The organism is Spirosoma arcticum (genome assembly GCF_054779955.1).
The window spans coordinates 1-24,069 of the sequence record NZ_BAAGXG010000033.1 but is presented as its reverse complement, the minus strand read 5'-3'; the positions used below and the strand labels follow the sequence as shown (position 1 = coordinate 24,069).

22 protein-coding genes are annotated in these 24,069 nt (G+C 51.9%); 9 read left to right on the top strand and 13 right to left on the bottom strand.

What is annotated here, in order from left to right; genetic code table 11:
* Window positions 1-187: 187 nt before the first annotated feature.
* The 3 genes from ACYVHB_RS31975 to ACYVHB_RS31965 form a co-directional block, all read right to left on the bottom strand.
* Window positions 188-838 (bottom strand): hypothetical protein, encoded by a 651-nt coding sequence (locus tag ACYVHB_RS31975; protein ID WP_461056113.1) that lies wholly within the window; start codon window positions 836-838, stop codon window positions 188-190.
* Window positions 839-1,303: 465 nt separating this feature from the next.
* Window positions 1,304-1,720 (bottom strand): PIN domain-containing protein, encoded by a 417-nt coding sequence (locus ACYVHB_RS31970; RefSeq protein WP_461056112.1) that lies wholly within the window; start codon window positions 1,718-1,720, stop codon window positions 1,304-1,306.
* On the bottom strand, window positions 1,702-1,923 hold the full coding sequence (locus tag ACYVHB_RS31965; RefSeq protein WP_461056111.1) for a hypothetical protein: 222 nt from the start codon (window positions 1,921-1,923) through the stop codon (window positions 1,702-1,704). The genes ACYVHB_RS31970 and ACYVHB_RS31965 overlap by 19 nt, the downstream gene beginning before the upstream one ends.
* Before the next feature lie 118 nt (window positions 1,924-2,041).
* On the opposite strand from ACYVHB_RS31965, the gene ACYVHB_RS31960 reads away from it, so the two are divergent.
* The gene (locus tag ACYVHB_RS31960) at window positions 2,042-2,281 is read left to right on the top strand and encodes a hypothetical protein (RefSeq protein WP_461056110.1); all 240 of its coding nucleotides are present in this window, start codon (window positions 2,042-2,044) and stop codon (window positions 2,279-2,281) included.
* 1,566 nt (window positions 2,282-3,847) lie between these two features.
* On the opposite strand, the gene ACYVHB_RS31955 is transcribed toward ACYVHB_RS31960, so the two are convergent.
* Both ACYVHB_RS31955 and ACYVHB_RS31950 read right to left on the bottom strand, forming a co-directional pair.
* The gene (locus tag ACYVHB_RS31955; protein WP_461056109.1) at window positions 3,848-5,665 is read right to left on the bottom strand and encodes a glycosyltransferase; all 1,818 of its coding nucleotides are present in this window, start codon (window positions 5,663-5,665) and stop codon (window positions 3,848-3,850) included.
* Between the two features lie 116 nt (window positions 5,666-5,781).
* Window positions 5,782-6,738, bottom strand: coding sequence for an isoaspartyl peptidase/L-asparaginase family protein (locus ACYVHB_RS31950; RefSeq protein ID WP_461056108.1), 957 nt, complete (start codon window positions 6,736-6,738; stop codon window positions 5,782-5,784).
* 56 nt (window positions 6,739-6,794) lie between these two features.
* On the opposite strand from ACYVHB_RS31950, the gene ACYVHB_RS31945 reads away from it, so the two are divergent.
* Together ACYVHB_RS31945 and ACYVHB_RS31940 are read left to right on the top strand one after the other, a co-directional pair.
* Entirely contained in the window at window positions 6,795-9,218 is a 2,424-nt protein-coding gene (locus tag ACYVHB_RS31945) for a TonB-dependent receptor (protein ID WP_461056107.1), read from the top strand.
* Between the two features lie 41 nt (window positions 9,219-9,259).
* On the top strand, window positions 9,260-10,261 hold the full coding sequence (locus ACYVHB_RS31940) for a DUF4249 domain-containing protein (RefSeq protein ID WP_461056106.1): 1,002 nt from the start codon (window positions 9,260-9,262) through the stop codon (window positions 10,259-10,261).
* A 13-nt stretch (window positions 10,262-10,274) separates the two neighbouring features.
* Here ACYVHB_RS31940 and ACYVHB_RS31935 read toward each other — a convergent pair whose 3' ends face one another.
* Both ACYVHB_RS31935 and ACYVHB_RS31930 read right to left on the bottom strand, forming a co-directional pair.
* The gene (locus ACYVHB_RS31935; RefSeq protein ID WP_461056105.1) at window positions 10,275-10,505 is read right to left on the bottom strand and encodes a hypothetical protein; all 231 of its coding nucleotides are present in this window, start codon (window positions 10,503-10,505) and stop codon (window positions 10,275-10,277) included.
* 14 nt (window positions 10,506-10,519) lie between these two features.
* On the bottom strand, window positions 10,520-10,750 hold the full coding sequence (locus tag ACYVHB_RS31930; protein ID WP_461056104.1) for a hypothetical protein: 231 nt from the start codon (window positions 10,748-10,750) through the stop codon (window positions 10,520-10,522).
* A 57-nt stretch (window positions 10,751-10,807) separates the two neighbouring features.
* Here ACYVHB_RS31930 and purU point away from each other — a divergent pair, with 57 nt between their 5' ends.
* A complete protein-coding gene (purU, locus tag ACYVHB_RS31925) occupies window positions 10,808-11,683 on the top strand; it encodes a formyltetrahydrofolate deformylase (RefSeq protein ID WP_461056103.1) in 876 nt (291 codons plus the stop codon).
* On the opposite strand, the gene ACYVHB_RS31920 is transcribed toward purU, so the two are convergent.
* The gene (locus tag ACYVHB_RS31920; RefSeq protein WP_461056102.1) at window positions 11,678-12,406 is read right to left on the bottom strand and encodes a copper homeostasis protein CutC; all 729 of its coding nucleotides are present in this window, start codon (window positions 12,404-12,406) and stop codon (window positions 11,678-11,680) included. The two genes, purU and ACYVHB_RS31920, sit on opposite strands and share 6 nt — an antisense overlap.
* Before the next feature lie 243 nt (window positions 12,407-12,649).
* On the opposite strand from ACYVHB_RS31920, the gene ACYVHB_RS31915 reads away from it, so the two are divergent.
* Together ACYVHB_RS31915 and ACYVHB_RS31910 are read left to right on the top strand one after the other, a co-directional pair.
* Entirely contained in the window at window positions 12,650-12,871 is a 222-nt protein-coding gene (locus ACYVHB_RS31915) for a DUF2795 domain-containing protein (RefSeq protein ID WP_009284883.1), read from the top strand.
* A 263-nt stretch (window positions 12,872-13,134) separates the two neighbouring features.
* The gene (locus ACYVHB_RS31910) at window positions 13,135-13,803 is read left to right on the top strand and encodes an AlbA family DNA-binding domain-containing protein (protein ID WP_461056101.1); all 669 of its coding nucleotides are present in this window, start codon (window positions 13,135-13,137) and stop codon (window positions 13,801-13,803) included.
* A gap of 103 nt (window positions 13,804-13,906) precedes the next feature.
* Here the strand turns inward: ACYVHB_RS31910 and bioA are convergent, their stop codons facing one another.
* From bioA to ACYVHB_RS31895, 3 genes are read right to left on the bottom strand one after another with little or no spacing between them, the layout of a single operon-like run.
* Window positions 13,907-15,205, bottom strand: a complete 1,299-nt coding sequence (gene bioA / locus ACYVHB_RS31905) for an adenosylmethionine--8-amino-7-oxononanoate transaminase (RefSeq protein WP_461056100.1) — start codon at window positions 15,203-15,205, stop codon at window positions 13,907-13,909.
* Window positions 15,190-15,462 (bottom strand): hypothetical protein, encoded by a 273-nt coding sequence (locus ACYVHB_RS31900; RefSeq protein WP_461056099.1) that lies wholly within the window; start codon window positions 15,460-15,462, stop codon window positions 15,190-15,192. The genes bioA and ACYVHB_RS31900 overlap by 16 nt, the downstream gene beginning before the upstream one ends.
* Window positions 15,435-15,704 (bottom strand): hypothetical protein, encoded by a 270-nt coding sequence (locus ACYVHB_RS31895; protein ID WP_461056098.1) that lies wholly within the window; start codon window positions 15,702-15,704, stop codon window positions 15,435-15,437. The genes ACYVHB_RS31900 and ACYVHB_RS31895 overlap by 28 nt, the downstream gene beginning before the upstream one ends.
* Window positions 15,705-15,751: 47 nt before the next feature.
* Between ACYVHB_RS31895 and ACYVHB_RS31890 the strand changes: the two genes are divergently transcribed.
* The 3 genes from ACYVHB_RS31890 to ACYVHB_RS31880 all read left to right on the top strand — a co-directional run bounded on the left by ACYVHB_RS31890 (window position 15,752) and on the right by ACYVHB_RS31880 (window position 19,179).
* Window positions 15,752-17,170 carry a methyltransferase RsmF C-terminal domain-like protein gene (locus ACYVHB_RS31890; protein ID WP_461056097.1) on the top strand — a complete coding sequence of 473 codons (1,419 nt, stop codon included), beginning with the start codon at window positions 15,752-15,754 and terminating at the stop codon, window positions 17,168-17,170.
* Between the two features lie 27 nt (window positions 17,171-17,197).
* On the top strand, window positions 17,198-18,253 hold the full coding sequence (locus ACYVHB_RS31885) for an alpha/beta hydrolase (protein WP_461056096.1): 1,056 nt from the start codon (window positions 17,198-17,200) through the stop codon (window positions 18,251-18,253).
* 113 nt (window positions 18,254-18,366) lie between these two features.
* Window positions 18,367-19,179, top strand: coding sequence for an enoyl-ACP reductase FabI (locus tag ACYVHB_RS31880; protein WP_461056095.1), 813 nt, complete (start codon window positions 18,367-18,369; stop codon window positions 19,177-19,179).
* 75 nt (window positions 19,180-19,254) lie between these two features.
* Here ACYVHB_RS31880 and ACYVHB_RS31875 read toward each other — a convergent pair whose 3' ends face one another.
* Together ACYVHB_RS31875 and ACYVHB_RS31870 are read right to left on the bottom strand one after the other, a co-directional pair.
* On the bottom strand, window positions 19,255-22,332 hold the full coding sequence (locus ACYVHB_RS31875) for an AAA family ATPase (protein ID WP_461056094.1): 3,078 nt from the start codon (window positions 22,330-22,332) through the stop codon (window positions 19,255-19,257).
* A 16-nt stretch (window positions 22,333-22,348) separates the two neighbouring features.
* Window positions 22,349-23,557, bottom strand: a complete 1,209-nt coding sequence (locus ACYVHB_RS31870; RefSeq protein WP_461056093.1) for an exonuclease SbcCD subunit D C-terminal domain-containing protein — start codon at window positions 23,555-23,557, stop codon at window positions 22,349-22,351.
* Window positions 23,558-24,069: the final 512 nt, after the last annotated feature.

The window sequence follows — 24,069 nt, the reverse complement described above, 5'->3', positions numbered from 1 at the left end:
AGCCAGGTAAATATAGGCTCAAACGGTGGTTTACTGTTCTCATGCGTTTTTCTGGGTTCGTTCGCCCGCGAACTCGGTGGCGGTTGGGCTGAAAACGTTAACCTTGCGGCCTGCGGCCTGTCGCACGAGACCCAACCCACGCGGAGCGAGCCACGAACACGCTTCCGATTTATACGCCAAAGCGCAATTATGTTCTCACGGCTTCGCGGATTTGATCAAACAAGAACTTCTTTCCTTTTCGTGACGAAGGGTGATAGGAGTTGATAACTTTTCTGTCTTGCCATGTGCCGAGGCTATAATGATTGGTCGGAACTCGTTCCATCGACACCTCTAATAGTTTGCTCACATAGAAGTCATGACGAAAACAGCAAATAATCAGATCGGGGTCAACGGCAGTAATTTGTTGCTGAAGTAAATCTCGACTTGCTTCGATATAACTCAATATGGTATTTGGATTGGAAGAGGAGCCGCCACCTGTTTTTTTAACATTGATGAATGCAATCGATCTAAGAGCATTCATTTTCTGTTCCCAGCTTATTTCTTCGTAGGGAGTTCTAAAGTCATCAGCGACACCGAAAGACCATTCACTTATTCTATGCGAAAATGTATAGTTAAGATGATTATCCCACCAATATCTATAATCGCCCTCATACCCATTAGGATATTTGAGTTTGTTGATAAAATTATGTTCTTTGGCAATTAACAGAATTTTGCGTTTTTGACTGTTGTACAATTCGGTATTTATGATGCCGTCCTTGATGATAAAATTTTCACTTTCAGTTAAACGGCTTGCCCTGTAAAGTGCTTGAAAGTCGAGAAATATTGAATCGTTGTTCATAATTGGACAAACTGTTTTCAAGAGTAAAGCTCTTCAAGCAAATGCCTTCGATAACACATTCTATACCGAGCGCGAGGATAACTAACGCACGTTCCAAACTTTTCTACCGAACGCGAAGCCGAAACCCCGGCTGACAGGACGCGCTGCCTGTCGCTAGAGAGCCGCCCCGCAAACCTAAACTCACCTTGTCAAGATGTTGGCTTGTCAACCGCAACCCGCCGAACAAACCAAAAAGCTGCCCTGTCGAGACGTGCGGCCTGTCGCCAGAGACGCTGAAATGGAAGCTAAAAGCCTAACCTCTGAGACGTACTTTCTGTCGCCAAGACGCTGGCAAACAAGTACTTGATGAACCGACACCCAACGCCCCCATGTGTTGATGACGAGCGTAGCGAGACATTTACACACATGGACGGTTGGGCTGTTCGCCTGACTTCGCGGCCTGCTGCCTGTCACCGGAAAGCTGATTCACGCAGATTCAGGGCCGTATTGGTGCTTGTACTTAGGTCTATAAAAAGTGATTCCCTCCACAAAATCAAAATCTTTTTTGTTGAAGGTGAACAACTCAACCGGATACGTTAGCGCGGTTGCTGCGATAATCATATCGGCTATGCCCGGTCGTTTTCCATAATGCTCCCAAGTCAGATTGAGTAGTCGGCGCGAGATTTCAGCGTCCAAACCAATCACGTTAAACTTGTTGATGGTTTCGACTGTCCTGCGTTTTTCGCTACGTTTCATGCCTACATACATTTCCGCTTCCGAAATCACACTCAGATAAAGACGGTCAAAACCAAGCTCATCTAATTCCTGAACCATTACCGGCACTCCTCGGAAATAGTCAAACAATACATTAGAATCGCATAGGACTATCTTCTTTTTGGCCATGCTTTCGCCCGAATTGATGCCATTGTGCGTTCATCATTAGCCCAAATACCACCAAAAGCGGCTGGAGTCTCGCCAGATTTAGCGTTACTCTTGCGTAGGAGTGGAATGTTGACCTCGGGTTCTGGCTCGGTTTGAATACCGTTTTCAATCAACAATTTTATGGCTTTGGCGTAATCCTTATCGTTGACAGTTAGTGTTTTCATTGCCTTGGAGCGTGTAACACAATATTACAACAACTTGGGTATTAATTTGGCTTGCTACTGAGAGCTTTTGCCCAAACCTTGACTGTCGGGGCGTTTACCCTGTCGCGCGAACGCTGAAATGCAAACCAAAACGCTGACTTTCAGGGCGTTTGGCTTGTCAGCCGCAACCCGCCGAACGAGCAAAAAGCCTAACCTCTGCGGCCTGCAACCTGTCGCCCGCGACCCGCCGAACAAGCACTTGTTGAATGGAACACCCAACCGGGCAGGGGTTGATGGCGACGCAGGAGCCTTTACACCCCTGCCCGGTTGGGCTGTCCACGTCGCATACCGGCGTGTCGTCCGTAACCTGCCCAAGTAGCTCCTAAAACGAGTTAAATCTTTTGTTGATGTTGCGTTACTAACTGTTCATATTCTTCTTTTGACTTAGATGTCAAGTGCCAAAAGCCACATCGGCTACACTCATATGATCGAACAGGTAATGTGACCGCATTTGAAAACGCTTGAATTTTATGCAATGCACTGTTAGCCTCCTGTTTGTCTATGTATGTGATCTTTGAGCAGGGCCAGTCAAGTCGGGGAGCTTCAGTTCGGCCTTCTAACCGAGCGTAGATACGTTCGAGGTTATCTTCCACGTAAACAACTAAGTCACGGTCCCATTCAAGATTATTAGGTCGATAATTTTTGTACTGGTTTAAAAGATAATCCGCTGGCACCCGACAGAGTGCAGTGAATTTATAGCGGCCTTTCGCTAAAATTGTCTCGTCGGTGTACATTCTCTTATAAAAGTAGTTGTAAACACTAAGCTTCTTGCCCGGTCATCTGTCACGAAGATGAATGCTTGTTAAGCTGTTTGATACATTTACACCAGTTATCCGCTTCAAAAGGTAAAAGGCTTATTCTATATATAAATTTGGTTCATTAGCGGAACCGCTCTGATGTACCTGCTTTAAAATTAAACAGGTCCTTCATATCGGCAGTATATCACATTAGTACTAAAAGGAAGATTTATGCTCACGTTTACGCGTACAAGGTCGCCGTTCTGAATAACATCTGCTGAGTACTTGACTTCACTTTTGGGCAACTCAAAATAGACGTTACAAATATTTATTCTAAGCCCTTCATCAAAGACGAGAATCTCAAATGGGGATCTACCAAAGGTAAAACCTTCCCTAATTTGATACGTTGGACCAGAATAGAAATAGATAAACAAACTTTCAGGTGAAACGGATAACCGGTATAAGTGTTGACCAAATTTTGCCATTAAAATACGATTTAGAGTAATCAACCCTGAATACTTATGCCCGGCACCTGTCATATACGACCAACTAAGACGTTCAACTTGTCATACGCAACCCGCCGAACGAGCAAAAGCTTGACCTTTGGGACGCGCTGCCTGTCGACCGAAACCCGCCTTGCCAGCTAATTTATGGACTATCACCCAACACCCACAGGTGTTGATGGTGAGCAAGATACTTGAAAAAACGGACGTACTTGCACCTTTACACACCTGTTTGAGTTGGGATGAGACTCATCTTCGGGGCGAGCAACCTGTCGCCAGAAAAGCCGCCCACGCGGAGCGCACACAACGTACGGTCCAAACTTTTTGTACCGAGCGCGAAGCCCAACAACGCACTTCCAAACCTTTGTACCGAGCCTTGTCAAAACCCGCCTGTCGGGACGTGCGACCTGTCGCCAAGAACGCTGAACTATAAACCTAAACCTGCCTGTCGGGGCGGTTGGCTTGTCAGCCGCAACCCCAAAATGGAAGCCTAAACCTGCCTTACCGGGGCGTTCAACTTGTCGCCGAGACGCTGGCACTCACGCACTTTATGGACCCGCACCCAACATAGATATGTACGCTAAGTCGCGGAACTATATTTAGTTGACTATCAGGCAGATATGGTCCCGCAATATAGAAAATTAATCACGGCTTCTTGCGCTTCAGTGCCAGATCGTGAGCCGTGTCGTAATAGGAGCGCAGGTTGCTCCAGTCGAAAACTTCGGCGATGCTCTCCACGCGGTTACGCTGCTGGATTCGGTCGCGCTGGGCCATTTTAACGAACCGGAACAGCACATCGGTTAACTGGTTAGTGGCTTCCTCGAAGTTCTGCGTCCGGCGGTTGATGACGTATATACCCCGGCTTTCAAAGTCACGCATGATTTGCATGATGAAATCACCAAAGCCTGACTGATCGCTGGTGACGGTCGGGATTCCCCGCACAATGCACTCCAGCGGGGTGTAGCCCCACGGCTCGTAGTAGCTCGGAAACACGCCGAGGTGGCAACCCCGCACAAACTGGCTGTAATCCAACCCAAAGAGCGGGTTGGTTGAGGCAATGAAATCGGGGTGATAAACGATCTTGACGCGGTCGAACTCGTTGTTGACTAAGTTAGCTTGCCGGATAAAGCGCGTCATATCGTCCTCCTGCACCAGATTGTGGGTCACGAAGGGGGGCAGGCGCTTGGTTTTCCAGCTTTGCACCGTTCGCCGGAGCCGGAGCCGCCAGTATTCGTCCACAAAATTATTCAGGTCGGGTAGGGCAATGCCCTGGTCGGACGCAGCCGCCTGAAAGAGCCGCTCGCCAACCTGCTTCTCAATGTTCTCGCACGTCTCCTGAATTTCGTCGAGCAGCGCCCGCGAATGCAGCACGTCGGCGTTCATGGAGGTGTAAGGCTGCTTGGTGACCATAAACATCACAACTGTCATGTCCATTTTGGCGTCGCGCATCCGTTGATTGAGCTGGGCGAGGGCCGCCAGGGTAAGGTCATACCCTTTGTTGGAGAACTCGAATCGGCCCGACGTGAAGAGGTACAGCGTTTTTTCCAGATCGAATGAATAACTCTGAAAAAAGTGACCCATCACAAACTCGTGGATCTTTTGCTTGTACTGAACGTGCAGATTCTGAAATTCGTGAACGGCCGCAAACCGGGTAATATTCAGACCGTTCGGTAAGACAAGGTCAGGATTTCGACCCAAAAAAACCTCGCACTCACGGGCCGTTACGTCGCTGACGGTGGTGAATACGTGGGATTGCAGGGCGGCCAGTCGTTCGATAGTCGCCTGAGTTTCAATGCCGTAATGCTGGGCTTCGCGTTTCCAGTCGAAGAAGGGGAGCTTGCCGTAGAAGCCGGGTTCGTTCTGCGCCAGATACCGGCCGAGCATGGTGGCGTGGGTGGTGAAAATGGTGGCGGCTTTGACGTTATCCCGGCGCAAATCGGGCAGGCCCGTGCTGGCCATCCACTCGTGGAAATGAACCACAAAGTCGACCCGTTTGGCGTGGTCTCCGGCAAGCAGAGTCACAAACTGCCGGACCATCTCGCCGAACGCAATTGTTTGATTAACAAGTTCTTCGACGTTCAGAGTCGAGAGTTGGTGATTTTGCCAAAGCAGCCCTTTCGTCTGGTTGAGCTGATCGGTGGTGAAACTGGCAATGTCGAACAGCACCACCCGTGGCCTGCCCGTTACGAGCCAGTAGCCGTATTCAACGCCGTACCCCAACTGCCGCATTTTTCGGACGGTCTGCCCGATTTCGGTTTCGTCGGATTCGGTAATTGGCTCAAATTCGGCAGCCGCCCGTTGCGGAAAATAAGGGCCGAGGGCTACGTAGTTATCGTCCCACTTCTCGACCATGGCCGGGACTTTCGACCGAATCACCGTGTAGATGCCTCCAACCTGGTTGCACACCTCCCAGGCGACTTCGAGCAGTAACTTTCGCTTTGACGTTGAGAATATCGATTCCAAGGTTGTGTATGGGTTTTGTGGTACGTGCGTGGCTGGTCCTGACGGCTCCCATCAGCCGCTGTTGCGTTGACTGGAAAACAGGGCCAAACTACGTATCACAAACCACAAACCCCAAACTATTTACCCAGAAAAGATTTGGCTTCCCGCACATCAGTTTGGCCACCGCGCGAAATTGTGTAGCTGAATCCTGGCTGAATGCTATAGGCACCCACCTCGCCCTGCCGGTTTGTGGCCAGAAAACCAACCTGAACCTCTTTGTATTCCTGCTTTTTGACAATGCGCGTGGCCGCTTCTTCGCAGGCTTGCTGGGGCGTGCGGCCCTGTCGCATCAACTCCACTACCAGAAACGAGCCGCAGGTACGCATGACCAACTCGCCCAAACCCGTGGCGCAGGCCCCGCCAATTTCATTGTCGACAAACAGCCCGGCTCCAATGATGGGTGAGTCGCCCACGCGCCCGTGCATTTTGTAGGCCAGCCCGCTGGTGGTGCAGGCCCCCGACAGGTTCCCCTGCTTATCAATCGCCAGCATACCAATGGTGTCGTGCCGTTCGATATTGATAACCGGTTTATACTTAGCCGTTTTGAGCCACTCGCGCCAGGCGGCTTCCGACGATTTGGTCAATAAATTCTCTTTCTTAAACCCCTGCGAGAGGGCAAACGCCAGCGCTCCTTCGCCACTCAGCATAACGTGGGGTGTTTTCTCAAGCACGGCCCGTGCCACCGAAATCGGGTGCATTATCTGCTCCAGAAACGTAACCGACCCGGCATTCCCTTTCTCGTCCATAATGCAGGCGTCGAGCGTTACGCGGCCGTCACGGTCGGGCAGCCCTCCGTAGCCAACGCTCGTATCGTTCGGGTCGGCTTCGGGCACACGAACGCCCGCTTCGACAATATCCAGTGCCCGGCCACCCCGGTCAAGCACGGACTGAGCGGCTGCGTGCGCTTTGGGCTGTTTCCAGGTTGAAAGGACGAGTGGAGAAGGAACCAGAGGGTCAGTTTTGGTAGTAAAGGCCAGCGAGGGGAACAGACCAGACAGCGAACTAAGGGTTAGAAAACGGCGACGGTTTAGCATGTATGTGATGGCAACTGGTTGATTAAGCGAATGTAAGCGTTTATCTTACAGCCTATATGCGCAAATCGCTGCCCACGCTGTTTTTATTCCTGTTCGTGTCATCACCAGCCGTTTGCCAATCCCGCTTTCGGCTGGCGGGTCATGTGCGTAATGACCAGACTGACGCGCCCGTGGTCAATGCATCGGTATTGCTGTTAGACGTTGGGCTGGGTACGGTGACTGATTCGGCGGGATACTTCTCGGTGCCGCTGCCGAAAGGGGTTCAGACGGTGCAGGTGTCGCACCAGAGTTTTGAGACGATGCAACGCACCATTACGGCCCGCGCCGATGTTTCGCTGTCATTTCGACTGACCGAGCGCGTCACGCTCCTGCGCGAAACGGTTGTGACGGCTAATCAACCCGGTCAGGCCGTACGGGGCAATGCCGTGGGTGTAACGACGCTCTCAGCCCGAACGCTGAAGCAATTGCCCACGCTGCTGGGTGAGGTAGACGTGATGCGGACGGTTCAGTTTCTGCCCGGTGTGAGCAGCGTGGGCGAGGCTTCGACGGGTTTCAACGTGCGGGGTGGCAACGCCGATCAGAACCTGATTCTGCTGGACGATGCGCCCCTGTTCAATGCCTCGCACCTGCTGGGATTCATGTCGGTCTTTAACCCCGACGTCGTGCAGGACATGAGTTTTTACCGGGGCAGCGTCCCCGCTAATTACGGCGGGCGGGCGGCTTCGGTGCTGCAAACCCGCCTGAAAGAAGCCAAAGCCACGCGGTTCGGTGTGTCGGGTGGGTTGGGGTTGATTAGCAGTCGTCTGAAAATTGACGCACCGTTGATTAAGAACAAACTGGCGTTTTACGCGGCCGGTCGCATTGCTTACGCCGATCAACTGCTGCGGCTGTTTCCCATCCGGGCACTTACCGGCGTCAAGGCTGGATTTACGGATGCCGTGTTGCGGGCCGATTATTTCCCTAACGCTAAAAACAAACTGTCACTGACGGTCTTCCACAGCGCCGACCGGTTTCGGCTCCCCGGCGATTCGTTGCGGCAGGTCGAATTAGACGGGTCACGGTTGGAGTTTGGTTGGAAGAGCCGGATCGTTACACTGGGCTGGTCGCGCTACCTGTCGGCCCGCTGGCAGATGCAGACGACCGGCGTCTGGAGCCGTTACCGGTCAACGATCAGCACGCCCGATTCGGCACGGGCATACCAGCTTAGGTCGGGTATCGACTACCAACAAATCAAAACGAACCTGACTTACGTAAATGTCTCGCGCTTTCAGGCCGAGGTTGGGCTAAGCGGCATTCTCTACGATGTCACGGCCGGGCGGTTGGAGCCAAACCACCCGAGTTCGCAGGTCAATCCGGTGCGGTTGCCCGACGAACGGGCCATTGAAACGGGTTTGTACGCCCAGGCTGACTGGACCTTCTCGAAACGATTTTCGGTGCAGGCAGGGTTGCGGTACTCCTGGTTCGGGCGGTTGGGCGCGGCTACGACCTACACCTACCGCGTTGGTGTCCCGCCTTCGCCCGAAACCATTACTGATTCCGTGCTAACCGGGGCCGGGCGGCTGGCACAGACCTACGGCGGGCTGGAGCCACGTCTGTCGGTGCGTTTCGCGCTCAGTGACCGGGCGTCGGTCAAGGTTGGTCTGAGTCGCATGATTCAATACCTGCAACAACTGTCCAATACAACGGCTGCGCTGCCCGCCGACCGCTGGCAGGTGGCCGGTCCGTACCTGAAACCACAGGTGGCCGATCAGGTGTCGTTAGGCTATTTTCAGAACCTCAGGAACGACGCGGTCGAACTATCGGTCGAGGTGTTCTACAAACGACTCAAAAATGTGAATGACTTCAAAGGCGGCACCACGCTTTTGCTGAACCGCTACCCTGAAACGGCGGTGTTGCAGGGTGACGGGGTTGCGCGGGGACTAGAAGTATACATTCGTAAAAACGCTGGATTGTTCACCGGCTGGATCAGCTATACGTATTCGCAGACGCGGTTTCTGATCGACAGTCCGTTTGCCGACGCTGCTGTCAACAGTGGTCGGTATTACCCGGCTCCGTACGACAAGCCGCACATCCTGAACGCTATCCTGAATTACAAACTGACCAGCCGCGTCAGCGTGTCAGCAAACGGGGTGTACGCGTCCGGGCGGCCCGTTACCTATCCGACTGCCAAAATTTACGTGGGAAACCGCATCGTACCGTACTTCACCGACCGCAACCAGAGCCGCCTGCCCGATTACATCCGCTGCGATCTCGGCCTGACAATAAACGGCTTGCGCGACAGCGGCCGACCGGACAGAAAACGCCGGTTTGAGAGTGACTGGAGTCTGTCGCTATACAACGTGCTGGGCCGTCGGAATGCCTATTCGGTGTATGTGCAAACGCCCAAACTCTACGCTGAATACTACAACCGGGTGGACGCCTACAAACTGTCGGTGCTGGGATCGGTGATTCCGTCGATTAGCTATAATTTTAGATTCTGATGCTTATCCGAACGGTTGCTATCTGCTTGCTTTTGTTGACGATGCTGTCATCTTGCATCGACCCATATGACCCACAATTAATTGGTGGGGAGCGGTATTTGGTATTCGACGGCGTACTGACTGATGCGCCCGGACCGTGCCGTTTTTTGCTGTCACAATCAGCGGGATACAACAATGACGAGAGCGCATTCGATGAGCGCATTACAGGGGCGATCCTCTCCGTCACCGACGATAAAGCAACTCTTACGCGCTTTGTGGAAGAAGGCCGGGGTTACTACGTGTCGCCCGTCGGTTTTCGGGGCGAGGTCGGTCGGCGTTACGCGCTGACCATTCGCTACCAAGGGCAAACGTATCGCTCTGAGCCAGAGTTGATGCAACCCGTTCCGGTCATCGACAGCGTATATCGGGTGTACCAGCCGACCATCATAGACAATGTCAGCACCCTCGGTAGTTTCTCCGTGTACATCGACCTGACCGACCCCGCCAGCGCTGAAAATTACTACCAGTGGGATTGGGTGCATTATGACAAACCTGACTACTGCGTGTTGTTCCGTCCGAGCGGCTTCAACGTGACCTATGCCAAACGCTGCTGTTCTGACTGCTGGAACATCACGGGCAGCAACGGCGACATTCTGATTGCGTCGGACCAGCTTATCAACGGTAACCGGCTGGCCGGGCAACTCGTGGCTCGTGTACCCTACGACGACACAACGCCTTATTATCTCGCCATCGGGCAACAGTCGCTGAGCCGGGGAGCGTATCAGTACTGGCAAACGGTGCAGGCGTTGACGGGAAACGTCGGCAGCGTGTTTGATGCCACACCCGCCACCTTGACGGGCAACATAAGCAATGAAAAAGCAGGTGGCCCACCAATGCTGGGTTACTTTCAGGTATCGGCCCGTAAACAGCGCATCGTTTACGTCAGTCGGCTGGGAGCGCCCAGTCAGCCGTACGCCAAATCAGTATATCCATTTTCGACGGACTGCGAAGCCTGTATTGAAAGTCCATATCGTACCGACAAACAGCCCGAGAGCTGGCGGTAAAGATGTAATTTTCTTAAATCGCAACCTGCTTTGGACTGCGTATCAGGTAGGAAGCCACTGCCTCTTCCAACCGATTCGCGGATTGGTGCATGAGTTCGCGCAGGACGGGTTCTACCTGATTAATAACTTGTTTTTGCTCGTCGGTCGTGAGCGTTGCCAGATACGCGTCGTAGTCGGCGCGTATCTGAGACAATTCGCTGGTTTGGGCTTTGCGGAGCCGTTGGATAATGATTTCAGCACTCATAGCCATAAGGTTTACTACTCGCTCAATTTAGCTAAATCAGATTCAATACGTTTCAGGATATTGCGGAAATAAATCGCTTTATCAACATAATCATCGAAATCCTGATCGCTGTCTGGCGGTTTATGAAACAAAATGAGTTCTTCGAGACGGGTTAGTTCGGGCTGGATGGTCTGCTGAAGAATTAGCAAGTCTTCTCGCTCCCGGCGTTTTTGTTCACCATCCATCCAAAGTTTTAGGTGAGGCATACGATAAGCTGCCTGTTACAAACCTATTGTAAATCAACCGTTGATGCAACTTTCCGTATGCCCGACCCCATAAAACACGTTTTGCTCATGGACGGCCCCGACAGCAAGGGCCTGATTTACCACGTCACGGGCGTATTGTACCGTCATGGTCTCAACATCATTCACAACGATGAATACGTGAGTCCGGCAGGGCAATTTTTTATGCGAACCGAATTCGAGGCCGGGTCAATCCAGACCGGGGACGCGCCGAACATGTTTGACAGTATGGCCCTACTCGATGAACTTAATACAACTTTACCCAATGCCGAAGGCATCACCTTTCGGCTAAATCCGAAGCGTAAGAAAAATATCGTTGTGCTGGTCACTAAAGAACATCACTGCCTCGGCGAGTTGCTGATTCGTTATGCGTTCGACGAACTGGATGCCGACATTTTGGCCGTGGTGAGTAACTACAACGTGTTGCAGCCGTTGGTGAGCAAATTTGGCATTCCGTTTCACCACGTGTCGCACGAAGGAAAAACCCGCGAGGAACACGAAGAGGCCATCCAGCGCACCCTGAGCATCTACGAGCCGGAATACCTCGTGCTGGCCAAGTACATGCGGGTACTAACGCCTTCCTTCGTCGATCATTTTCCAAATAAAATCATCAACATACACCACTCGTTCCTGCCCGCTTTTGTGGGCGCTAACCCGTACCGGCAGGCCTACGAGCGGGGCGTCAAAATTATTGGTGCTACAGCTCACTTCGTCAACAATGACTTAGACGAAGGGCCAATTATTGCGCAGAACGTGCAGGAAGTTGATCACCGGCACACGGCTGCCGACATGGCCACGAAGGGGAAAGATGTTGAGAAGATTGTGCTCTCGCAGGCCTTAAAACTGGTTTTTAACGATAGGGTATTTATCTCCGGAAACCGGGCTGTTGTGTTATAAGCTCAACTCCACCACCGCCCGAACTGTCTCTTCGTCGGCTTCAACCCGCTCATACTCACTCAGCGTAAATGAGGCCATCGAAACGGCGGGTTGCCGGTAGATCATTGGACTGTCGTGCCGGGCGCTGCCGCTGAGGTGCAACGCATCGACGCCCGCTTCAATAAGTAATGTGGCGTTGGCTCCATTTACGCCCGCCCCCGCCATGATTTCAATCCGTCTGTTGGCTTGCCGAACTAACTGGCGCAACACGGGCAGGCCCGCTTCGGCGCTTGGCTGCTGACCCGACGTCAGAATGCGGACGGCACCCGTGCGGATCACCGCTTCGAGGGCCTCCAGCGGATCTCGGGACATATCGAAAGCCCGATGGAACGTCACGGGCAGCGGATGAGCCAGTTCGACGAGTTGTATTGTGCGGTCAACGTCGACCGTACCATCGTCCAGCAACAGGCCCAGCACAACGCCATCGGCCCCCATCTTCTTCGCCAGCTTAATGTCAGCCGCCATCACGGCCCCTTCGGCATTGGTATACAGAAAATCGCCCCCGCGTGGCCGGACCATAACGTACAGTGGAATGGACAGGTGTTGCCGGGCCAGTTGGATTAACCCCGCGCTGGGCGTAGTGCCGCCTTCAGCCCGCCCGCCACACAACTCAATACGGTGCGCACCAGCGGCTTGAGCGGTCAGGCAGGATTGAAGCGAGTAAGCACATACTTCGACAGTCATGAGCAGGTTGGTCGGTACAATTACAAGTAATGGGATGAGTAAGAAAGTGGCAGGAATTGGCGTTTATCAACCATGAAATGCATTTAATTCGCTGCTCAAAACAAACGTACACGTTATGGGTTAAAGGCCTAAACCCAGCAAATCGAAACCGCAGAACATTTTTGCGGAAAATAGCTTGGAAACTAACGATTTTTTTACTTTTGCACCCTGATTGAAAAATAGCCATTAAATACGGAACACACTATGTACTGGACACTTGAATTAGCTTCCTACCTCGAAGATGCCCCCTGGCCTGCTACCAAAGACGAGTTAATTGACTATTCGATCCGCTCCGGTGCCCCGCTGGAAGTTGTCGAGAATTTGCAGGAACTTGAAGACGATGGGCAGCCTTACGAGAGCATTGAAGAAATCTGGCCTGACTATCCGACTAAGGATGACTTTTTCTTTAACGAAGACGAATACTAAATTTTCGGGATTAGTGTCAGTAGAGAAGGGTGCTATTCGATGAGTGGCACCCTTTTTTGAGTACGAACCGGAGCAACGTTTAGCCCGACTTTTGTGTTTATTAAAGTGATTGAAAAGACTATAAGCCGGACATTTAGCACTGGTTCTTATGCACACAAGTTGGCCAAATACGCTTAGCTTTTAACGCATGATAGAGATACGCCGGTTATACTTGCAAATTTGTGGAGAAGCCGTATCTTTATCACGATTCAGTGCTTAACCAGATGAACTCATCGGGTATGGACTATCAGGCACTCAAGAACCTGGTCAAACGGGGAGAGGGTAGCAGTTTAGAGTTCAAACTGAAAACCAATCATCCCGAAAAGATAATACGGGGCGTGGTCGCTTTCGCTAATACCAACGGCGGCATCATGCTTATCGGTGTCGGCGACGACAAGAAAATTCAAGGTCTCAAATACGCCGACGAAGACGAGTACCTGCTCGTTCGGGCCATTCACAAACACTGTTTCCCGCGCATTAGCTACACCATCGACCGGGTGCAACTCTACGACGAGCGCGAGGTGCTGGTGATTCGGGTGCCGCCCAGCCTGAGCAAACCGCACTATATTTTGCCCGATCCGGCCGACCCTGATAACAAAAAAGCCTACGTGCGCGTGGCCGACAAGTCGGTTCAGGCCAGCCGCGAAGTGCGCGAGATTTTGAAAGGAACCCAGATTGAGCGTAATATTCGGTTCAGCTATGGCGAAAAAGAGCATAAGCTCATGCAACATCTCGGCGAACACGACAATATTACGGTCGACCTATTCGCGTCCATTGCGGGCATCTCCCGTAAAATTGCCTCTCGAACGCTTGTGCTGTTGGTGCTGGCCAACGTACTGCAAATTCATCCCAGCGACGTAATGGATCAGTACTCGACCCGGCCGATAAGCTAAACAAAAACAGGCGGGCTTATTCGGATCAAACAGCCTCTGGCTGTTTGATCCGAATAAGCTGAGTGAATTAACCACTGTTGTCGGTCAAACAGCCTCTGGCTGTTTAAGACAAACCCTTTAGCAGTTCTTCTACTTGCTCATATACGTACTCCAACTGCGCATCCGTAGTGCAGTAGGGTGGCATTAGGTACAGCACATTGCCCAACGGCCGCATCAGGATACCCCGCTCCAACAGAAAATTGTACGCCGTATCTCGAATGGTATTGAAATACGAAGTCTGTTCGCCCGCTTTTACATCAAACGCCAGTAACGTACCGTGCTGACGTATGTTCTCGGCATTCGGATAGGTAGCTAATCGACCGGCAAACTCGGTATGACGTTCCGAGATGCGACGTATGCTATCCTGCGTTTCGTTGGAAAGCAGCAGATCCATACTGGCTAAGGCGGCCGTGCAGGCCAGCGGATTGGCCGTGAATGAGTGACCGTGAAATAGGGTCTTAAATTTATCGTTGGATAGAAATGCGTCGTAAATGGCCTGGGTGCAGGCTGTTACGCCTAACGCCATCGTGCCGCCGGTTAGTCCTTTCGATAAGCACATCAGGTCGGGCTTCTGCCGCAAATGATCCGACGCAAACAAGCGCCCGGTCCGGCCGAAGCCAGTCATCACTTCGTCGGCGATGATGAGCGTATCGTTGCGCCGGGCTAACTGAAATAATTGATCGAGAAGGGTTGGTTCGCACATGACCATGCCGCCCGCTCCCTGCACCAATGGTTCGGCGATGAACGCGGCTACCTCGTCGGTGAACAGTTTTTCGGCCAGTTGCAAAACAGCATTTTCCTGCCCGGTTACTGGAACGGGCAGGTACTCCACATCGAACAAAAATGGCGTGAATGGAGCCGTGAAGGCACTTCGCCCACTCACGGCCATCGCCCCGAACGTGTCGCCGTGGTACGCGCCTTCCAACGCAATTACCTTCCGGCGTGGCTGACCGAGGTTGTGCCAGTATTGAAACGCCATCTTCAACGCGACTTCAACGGCTGTCGAACCGTTGTCGGAGTAGAAGACTTTCGCCTGATTCTGGGGCAGAATTGTCAACAGCCGTTCGGCCAGTTCGACGGCGGGCTGGTGCGTGAAACCCGCGAAAATAACGTGTTCGAGCGTGTTGAGCTGCTCCGATACGCGCTTGGCGATGTACGGATGGGCATGGCCGTGCAAATTGACCCACCACGACGAAATCATATCGAGGTATTCGCCACCATTGGCGTCGTATAGTATCGACCCTTCTCCCCGCACAATCGGTACGGGCAGTGGGGCCGTCTGCATCTGCGTAAATGGATGCCAGATAACGGCCCGGTCACGCTCTGGTAAATCAGTTAGGGCATTATTTACGCTACTGTCCACTTCCCCTGGGCTTTTAGTACCTGCTCAATCACGTCCCGAACCGCCCCATGCCCGCCCATCTTCGGCGATACGTACGCGCACATGGCCTTTACTTCCTCAACCGCATCCGCGGGGCAGGTACTTAGTACGCCCGGGCGTTTTAGAATGGGGCAGTCGATGATGTCGTCGCCCATGTACAAAATTTCGGATTCATTCAGGTCGTCGCGGGTGACGTAGCCGAGGTACGCATTCAGTTTCTGGTCGGGCGGACCGCCCATAAAATGTCTTTTACTCCAAGCGTTTCCAGCCACGTTCTTACACCGTCTGCATTGGCTGAGGAAACGATACCAACCCGAAAACCAGCTTTCAGAGCCACTTCCAGACTGTAACTGTCTTTGATGTCGAAAGTCCGGTACTGCTCACCAGAAGCCAGCAGGTGGAGTCGACCATCGGTGAGCACACCGTCGACATCGAAAATAAGGGTTTTAATTCGGGCAAATTGTGCCTGTTCGTTGAGCATGGTGCAAGTTTAGTAAAAACCGCCCGACAGTTCCGTATTTTTGACCGATGAACCAAAATAAGTGGTCTGGAGCCGTGAAGTCTTCGGATGGATTGCCCCCGGCTGGATTGCCACGGGCGTTTGAAGCGCAAATGCGGTTGCAATTGGGCACTGACTATGACGCATTTGAGACTGCACTGACGCAGCCCACGCCGGTGAGCATCCGTATAAATCCGCGTAAGAACGTATTCGATACGTCTGGTTTAGAACGGGTACCGTGGTGTACCGAAGGGTATTACCTCCCCGAACGGCCCAGTTTTACGCTCGATCCGTTGTTTCATGCGGGAGGCTACTACGTGCAGGAAGCCTCATCCATGCTGCTGAACGAAGCACTAAAACAAACGGCCGATCTTACCCGCCCACTACGAATTCTCGACCTGTGTGCAGCGCCGGGTGGTAAGAGTACGCTGCTGGCGTCGGCCCTGCACCGGGATAGTTTGCTGATTTGCAATGAGGTTATCCGTAGCCGGGTGGCGGTGTTGCGCGAAAACATGGATAAGTGGGGATTTCCAAACGTCGTTATCAGTAACCATGACCCCGGAGACATAACAAATCTCGCGGGTTTCTTCGACGTGGTTGTTGTTGACGCCCCCTGCTCGGGCGAAGGCTTATTTCGCAAAGATCCCGACGCCATGAACGAGTGGTCGAAGGATAGTGTGCAGATGTGTTCGGCCCGCCAGAAACGCATTCTGGCCGCAGCCGCTCCCTTGCTCGATCTGGGGGGTACGCTCATCTACAGCACGTGTACCTACAACGACGATGAAAACCTCGAAAATGTCCGATTCCTAACCGAAAATGGCTTTCGTAATCATCCGCTCGCGTTGCCACCCGACTGGAACGTAGTCGAACAAGAGATTGACGGCTCAGTGGGGTATCAATGTTACCCACACCGGGTTCGGGGTGAAGGCTTTTTTATCAGCGTGTTCAAAAAAACGGCCTTCACGGCACCGGTCAAATTAGACGCCCGGACGTTTCGCAGCATTCGGGCCTTACGAACGCGGGAAGCTGCATCGGCTGCGAGATGGCTTCAAAACCCAACTGATTTCTCGTTGTGGGAAAAACCCAACAGTGATGTAATGGCTTTGCCGAAGGTGCTGGAAAAGCAGTTTTTAGGGCTGGACGTCGCGCTAAAAAATAAAGGGTTCGGCCTGGAGATGGGCCAGTTTAAAGGCACCGATTTTATTCCATCACACGCGCTGGCACTGAGCACGGCAGTCAACCAAAATTTGCCCACCGTAGCGTTAAGTAAAGAAAATGCCCTACGGTACTTTAAAAAAGAGAATTTGGTGCTGGATGAACCCGCGAACGGCTGGCTGCTGGCTCAGTACAAGGGTCTGAATATTGGCTGGATGAAAGGCGTCGAAAATCGAGTCAATAACTACCTTCCCAAAGACTGGCGCATCAGAATGGACATCAGCGAAAAGTAAGGCTATACCGTACAAATTATATACATTATGAAACGGTTTTTCACTATCACCGGCCTGTTGGTGGCGGTAATTGTTGTTGGTTACATGCTTGGTCCCGCTGCTCGTCCCGATGGTATTAAAGAAGAATTAATCAAGCTTGACCCCGATTTGCTTAAACTGGAACAAGGTATTGCCGACTCAGAAGCTAAAGCCAACCTGCGCCCCGACAATGAAGCCCGCATTGTGTGGGCGGATAGTTTGCATAAAGTCAAAACGCCGTTCAGCATTGTCTACATCCCCGGTTTTACGGCCAGTTGGGCCGAGGGCGATCCCATTCATAAGCAATTAGCAAAACGGTTCGGCTGTAATTTGTACCTCGCCCGAACCCATGAGCACGGTGTCGACTCACCCGACGCATTCAAGGGACTGACCCCCGCCAATTACGCTGGTTCGGCCGAGCGGGCGCTGGCTATCGGCAAAGCGCTGGGCGACAAAGTTGTATTTATTGGTACATCGGCGGGTGGAATGTTGACTCTGTATTTAGCCGCACGACACCCTGAAATTCACGGACTGGTCCTGTATTCGCCCTGTATTGAGGTAGCCAATCCGGCGCTCAAACTGGCCACCAGACCGTGGGGCAGGCAAATTCTGGAGCGGACATTCGGCGGTGAACACGTTGTGGCTACCCACTACAAACCGGACCGCGCCCGCTATTGGCTCACAAGCTACCACACCAATGGCCTGATTACGCTCCAGACCATGCTCGACCAGTTTATGACGCCTGAGCAATTCGCTAAAGTGAAGCAGCCACTATTTATGGGTTATTATTACAAAGACGAAGACAATCAGGACAAAGTCGTTTCGGTTCCCGCCATGCTGGGCATGTATGAAGCGCTGGGCACTCCCGCCAACAAAAAACAGAAAATGGCCTTTCCCAACGCGGGCGAACACGTTATCGCATCGCATTTCACGTCGGGCGATCTGGACGGAGTATATCGGGCTACCGAGAAGTTTATGACCGATGTGTTGAAACTGCCGACGATACCACCGGTTGTGACAGCAACAGTAACGCTACGAAGTGACGGCGGCCCGACAAAAAATTAAATTAACTTTGACGCCTTGTACAATGAATGATGCAAAAGGCATAATGGATAATGCGGTGCATAGCTTCCATTGCACATTATTCATTAATCATTCCCATTATCCATTAATTTAACATGGCCTACGGATTACTGAACGGAAAACGCGGCATCATTTCGGGTGCCCTCGACGAGAAATCAATTGCCTGGCGAGTCGCCCTTAAAGCGAAGGAAGAAGGCGCTACGTTTACGCTTACCAACGCGCCGATTGCCATGCGCATGGGAGCGATTAGGGAACTGGCTCAGCACTGCAACGCCGAAATTATCCCCGCCGACGCTACATCCGTTGACGATTTGACGACACTTTTTACCCAATCGACCGAAATCCTGGGCGGCAAGGCTGACTTTGTGCTGCACAGCATTGGCATGAGTCCGAACATCCGTAAGGGTAAAGCCTACACCGATTTGAACTATGAGTGGTTCAAGCAGAGCATCGACATCTCGGCTCTGTCGTTTCACAAAATGATGCAAACGGCTTACAAACTCGATGCCATCAGCGAGTGGGGATCGGTAGTGGCGCTGACGTACATGGCCGCTCAGCGGACGTTTCCGTTTTACACCGACATGGCCGACGCCAAAGCCATTCTGGAGTCCATTGCCCGGAGCTTCGGCTACCGGTATGGTCGATACCGGCATGTGCGGGTCAACACCGTTTCGCAATCGCCAACTCCTACCACGGCCGGGGGCGGCATTGGGGGCTTTGACCGATTCTATGAGTTCGCTGACAAAACCGCCCCTCTCGGCAATGCCAACGCCGATCAGTGCGCCGACTACGTTATAACCCTCTTTTCTGATCTGACGCGTATGGTTACGATGCAAAACCTCTACCACGATGGTGGATTCAGCATGACCGGCATTTCGGAGGAGGTGATGGCGTTGATAAATAAGTAAGCTGTTAGTTGTTAGTCGATAGTTGTTGGTGGCTCCGCCGGACGTCACTAACAACTATCGACTAACGACTGATCGCTAAACCTCCACCACCCTCACCCGGCTGTTCCCATCGTTCCCTTTCTCGACCTGAATCTGGACGCTGATGCGTTCTTTGATTTCATGCCGATGGGAGATGATACCGATGGTTTTCTGACTTTCTTGCTGCAATTTTTCGAGCATGACAATGGCCGTATCCAATGATTCGGGGTCAAGTGTGCCGAAGCCCTCATCTATGAATAAGCTCTCAATCTGCACGTTCTGCGAGGCTAAATCCGACAGCGCCAGTGCCAGTCCCAAGCTAAGCGTGAACGTTTCCCCGCCCGACAAACTCGTTACGGTGCGCTCGGCTCCCCCTTGGTACTGGTCAATTACGTAAAGCTCATCCTGCCCGTCGCGCGGTTTTAGTAGCAGATAACGGTCGGAAAGGTCACGCAGCCGTCGGTTTGCCAGACCAATAAGCTGAGATAAGGTCAGGCTCTGTGCGAAGCGGCTGTACTCGTCGCCCTTAGCGCTCCCAATCAGGCGATTCAACTCGTGCCACGGCATCGCTTCGGCTTCTAAAACGTCGAGTTCATTCGCCAGCTTCGTGTGTCGGCTCTGATCTTTCTCGTTGGCCTTTAGCTGCGCCTTCACATTACCCAATTGCTCAATCTTCTGGCGCTGCTCTTTCTCAAAATCCTTTACCAACTGCCGAACGGCGTCGGGTGATAAATCGGTTTGCCGGGCGTCGCTGGCTTGTCTTCGATTTTCTTCTTCCTGCTCGCGACGCAACGACAGACCGAGGGCCTCGTCAGCCAATGCCCGTTGCGTATCCTGTAGCTGTTTCAATATCAGCGAATCGAGCAAACAGACACGGGCCTCGGCCACATCGCTAATACTCCGCTCCGTCAAAACAGGCTGTAGTGTCGCCTGAAGAGTATTCATTTGCTCGTTAGCGGCCGCATACGCGTTAGTTGCCCGAGCGAGCAGGCCCTTCTGGGTAGACAGATCGTTGTTTAACTGATTAAACTGGGCTGTTAATTGAGCGCATCGTTCCTTGACATCGTCGCCTGCGTACAACGCTTCTTTGTCTGTCCTTAGCTGTTGGGTTACCTCAACACTATGCTGCACGATTTGCAGGTCGCTGGCTAAGCGGTCAAGTAACTTTTCCTGGTCCCACAGCAATTGCAAATGGCCAAGCTCTTTCCGCTGCACCTCCGCCAACTCCAGCATATCCTTGAGCACTTCCGGCTGAACTTCCGGTTCTGTTGTCACAACCGCTAACTGTTCTGAAATATGCTTCTTGTTATCGGTGAAGACCTTCCGTAGATTTTGCCGTTGCACGTTAAGTTGGTTTCCGGCGGCTTCGGCCGTAATCAGTTGGCTGTTCAGTTCATCGTAGTCAGATTTTCTTACCTGAATGTCTTCGGCCAGCAGTCGTAACTGTACCTCGATGGTTCCGGCTTGCTGTACATAATGCTGAGCGTATGGGTGCTCCACCGACCCGCACAACGGGCAGGGATCGCCCGCAACCAATCCTTTTCTCAATTCAGTGACGTTAGCCTCCCGGGCCAGTTGCTCTTTGCGCTGATCCAGTACTCGTCTCTGCTCGTCCAGTTGGCTTAGTTCGTCAGCGAGTTGCTGCAAAGTTGGTCTGTGCCGCTCAACAAATGCGTGTTTCTCGTCCACGAGCTTGGTCAACTCCATACCTTCAATGAGTCGTTCCTGCTGCTGTTTCTGCAGCTCGATCAGGGCCGTAATTTGCTTCACCTGCTGGTAGTGCTGCTCAACTTCCTGTTCCAACCGAGCCGGCGTCATCATCGGATAATCGTTCTCGAGTTGTACCAACTCAATCCCAATTTCGTGCCGACGAGTCGTCACCCGCCAGGCTACCTGGTCGATGTCGTTAGGATTGAGTTGACGAAACCATTCGTGCGAAGCCGTTTCAAGCGTATTTTGAATGGCCTGACGGGGTTGTACGGCCCGGTCGCGCTCGGTAGTAATAGCTTGTATTAAGGCGAGCACCTTATCCCGAAAAATGGTTAGTTCGGTGCTGAAGGTCTGCTCCGTCAGCGTTGGCTGTTGGGTTAATGCCCCTGTCTGTTCGGTTAGCGCTGTCAGTTTAGCGCGTAGTTCGTCGGTCAGTCCTCGGGCAACTCGCTCATCACTCAATGCTCGATCCCGATTCGATTCGGCATTAGCCAGTTCCGACAGTAATTGAGTCAAATCCGCCACTCGCTCGTGACGTGCCAGCTGCTCCGCTTTGGGCGCAAAAGCTGTTTGCTTCGTGACCCATTTGGCTTGCTTAAGATCCAGCTCAGCCAGTTCTTTCTCTGCCAGCAGCCCATCGTCCACCAACTTCACTTCGTCACGGTAAAATTTAAGCTCTTTCTCAACCGCTTTCAGTCGGAGGTCAATCTCAGTTCGCTCGTCAGCCAGTTCGGTAATCTTATCCTCCGGCAGCAACCGAATCAGGGACACCTCACGCTGTTTGTCTTTGAGCAGCTCGCTGAAATCACGACTTTTGATGTGCGCCCGTTGGCTTAGCCGTCGGTAAATGTCGGTTCCCGTTATCTGCTCCAATAACTTGCTTCGGTCACCCGACGACGCTTTCAAAAACCGGTCGAACGCACCCTGCGCCAGCACCATCGACCGAATGAATTGCTCGTATGTTAGTCCGATTTGCTCTGTGTTTAGGCCCGGTACGTCGCGCTTCCGGTTAGAAATTACCTTACCATCGGGTAGCTCGGCAATTTCCATTTCGTAATCGTTCCAGTTGCCGTTGCGGTTTTTATCAATCGACCAGCGCGACCGATAGGCCTTATCCTTCAATTCATATTCAACTTCAGCATAAGCCGCTGCTCTTGGCTGGATAACCGCCTGTTTATTAATGATCAGCCCTTCAGCCAGAATTTTATCCTTGGAAAGCCCGCGCCCGTCGCTGTCCGTAATACGGGGCACCCGGTTGAATAGCGCCAGCGTAATAACATCCAGCAGCGTTGACTTGCCCGCGCCAGTCGGCCCGGAAATAACAAACAAGCCGGTTTGATTAAGTACCCCCTCCATGAACTGAATGGGTGGGTGTTCGCCGTAAAATGAGTTAATGTTCCGAAACCGTATTTGTCTAATCTTCATACTACCAGCGTATCGCTTATTCCATGACGGATTGGTATAATTTTCGGTAAGTCTCCGTCAAAACTTCCCGCATGTCATCCGCAACGTCAGACGTATCCAACCGACGGGCGAATACATCTAAATAAGATAAATCCTGCAAGTTGGTGTCAATCGCGTACAGCGCATCTAAGCCTTTTCGCTTTGTTCGGAACGTAAGACGGCTTTTGGCGATCCTGAAAGGAGCACCGGCATAATCGCGCTGAAGCTGCTCGAAGTGAATTTGAGTAGCCAAACTCTCATTCTCTTCTTCCACTATTATTTCTACCAGCGTTGGCAACGCATTGGTCTCTTCGATCAACTCCAAGCGGTCGCGTACTTCGTCTAATGAACCTATTATTTGGCGTAAGGACCGAAAACGCGGCACTGCCAGCGACTCTATCGTTTGGAGTTTGCCCCCGTCGAAGGTTAATTCCAAAACTTGGTGGTGATTATCACGTTCTCCGAAACTTAGCGGAATTGGTGAGCCACTGTAGCGCACCGTTTCACCAGGTCCAACACGCTGCGGTACGTGGATATGGCCCAACGCTACGTAGTCAAATCCAGCCGGGAAATGCTCCGACGCAAAAGCCGCCTGCCCGCCAACCGTATGAATTTCGCGTTCGCTTTCTGATACAGTCGCGCCATTTACGTACAAGTGACCCATGGCCAGCACTGGCACGTCGGTGTACTCAGCCTGACAATGGTCCGCAATTCGTTGATAATGATTCCGAATGCCCATACGTATCGCTTCAACCCGATCTTCGTACGTTTGGCCGGAAATGGATTGCCGTAAGTCCCCATCCCGTAAATAGGGCACAGCCGCCACCAATAAATCCGTCGGTCCATTAGCCAGCCGCAATACTTCTTCCACACAATTCCCGCTTGTGCAGCCTACCACGTGAATATTCAAATGATGCAACAAGTCACGGGGAGCGTTCAGTTTGCTGGCCGAGTCATGATTCCCCCCAGTGATTACAATTTTGCGTTGCAACGGCAACATGCGGGTTAGAAACTGATAATACAGTTGCATCGACCCGTCGTTTGGATTAGTCGTGTCGAATATATCACCGGCAATAACCAGAACGTCAATTTGCCGGTCCTCGATTGTTTCACTCAACCAATCTAAAAATCGCAGGTGATCGTCGACTAATTCATGGCGGTAGAGCCGCTTCCCCAAGTGCCAATCTGCTGTGTGCAGAATCTTCATGCTATATGCCGGACAAAACTTATTTCACTGAAAAACATGGATGCAATATAATTCATAGAACCTGCAAAATGGATACCACCATGCCTTGATAAGATAGATTAGAGAAATCCGAAAGCTCAAAAATTAAGCCTATCAAGACAAAGTAAAAAAAATTAGGGAATCGTTGATTGACAAGTAGCTGATATAAGCTTAGTTACAGAATAAGCTCTTCTACTTCACTAAATATTTTCCATTATGTTGTTGACAAGCATAGCTACATTCACTACTTTTGCACTCCCAAACCAGATACAAAAAGCGGCATTGGGCCAAAATACCACTGGTAACCTGCTCACAGTCAGCAGCTTGGACGTAACAAGCTGATAGTCAGGCAGGAAAAATAAATATAGTTTTACTTGACAAGTGGGGTAGCAAAGTCGTATCTTTGCAGTCCCAAATGAGGGAAACAACGGAAAACAGCACAATCGCTGCTCTTTCTACCACGCTTTGGCCAACGGGCCGGGCGAGAAGTTCTT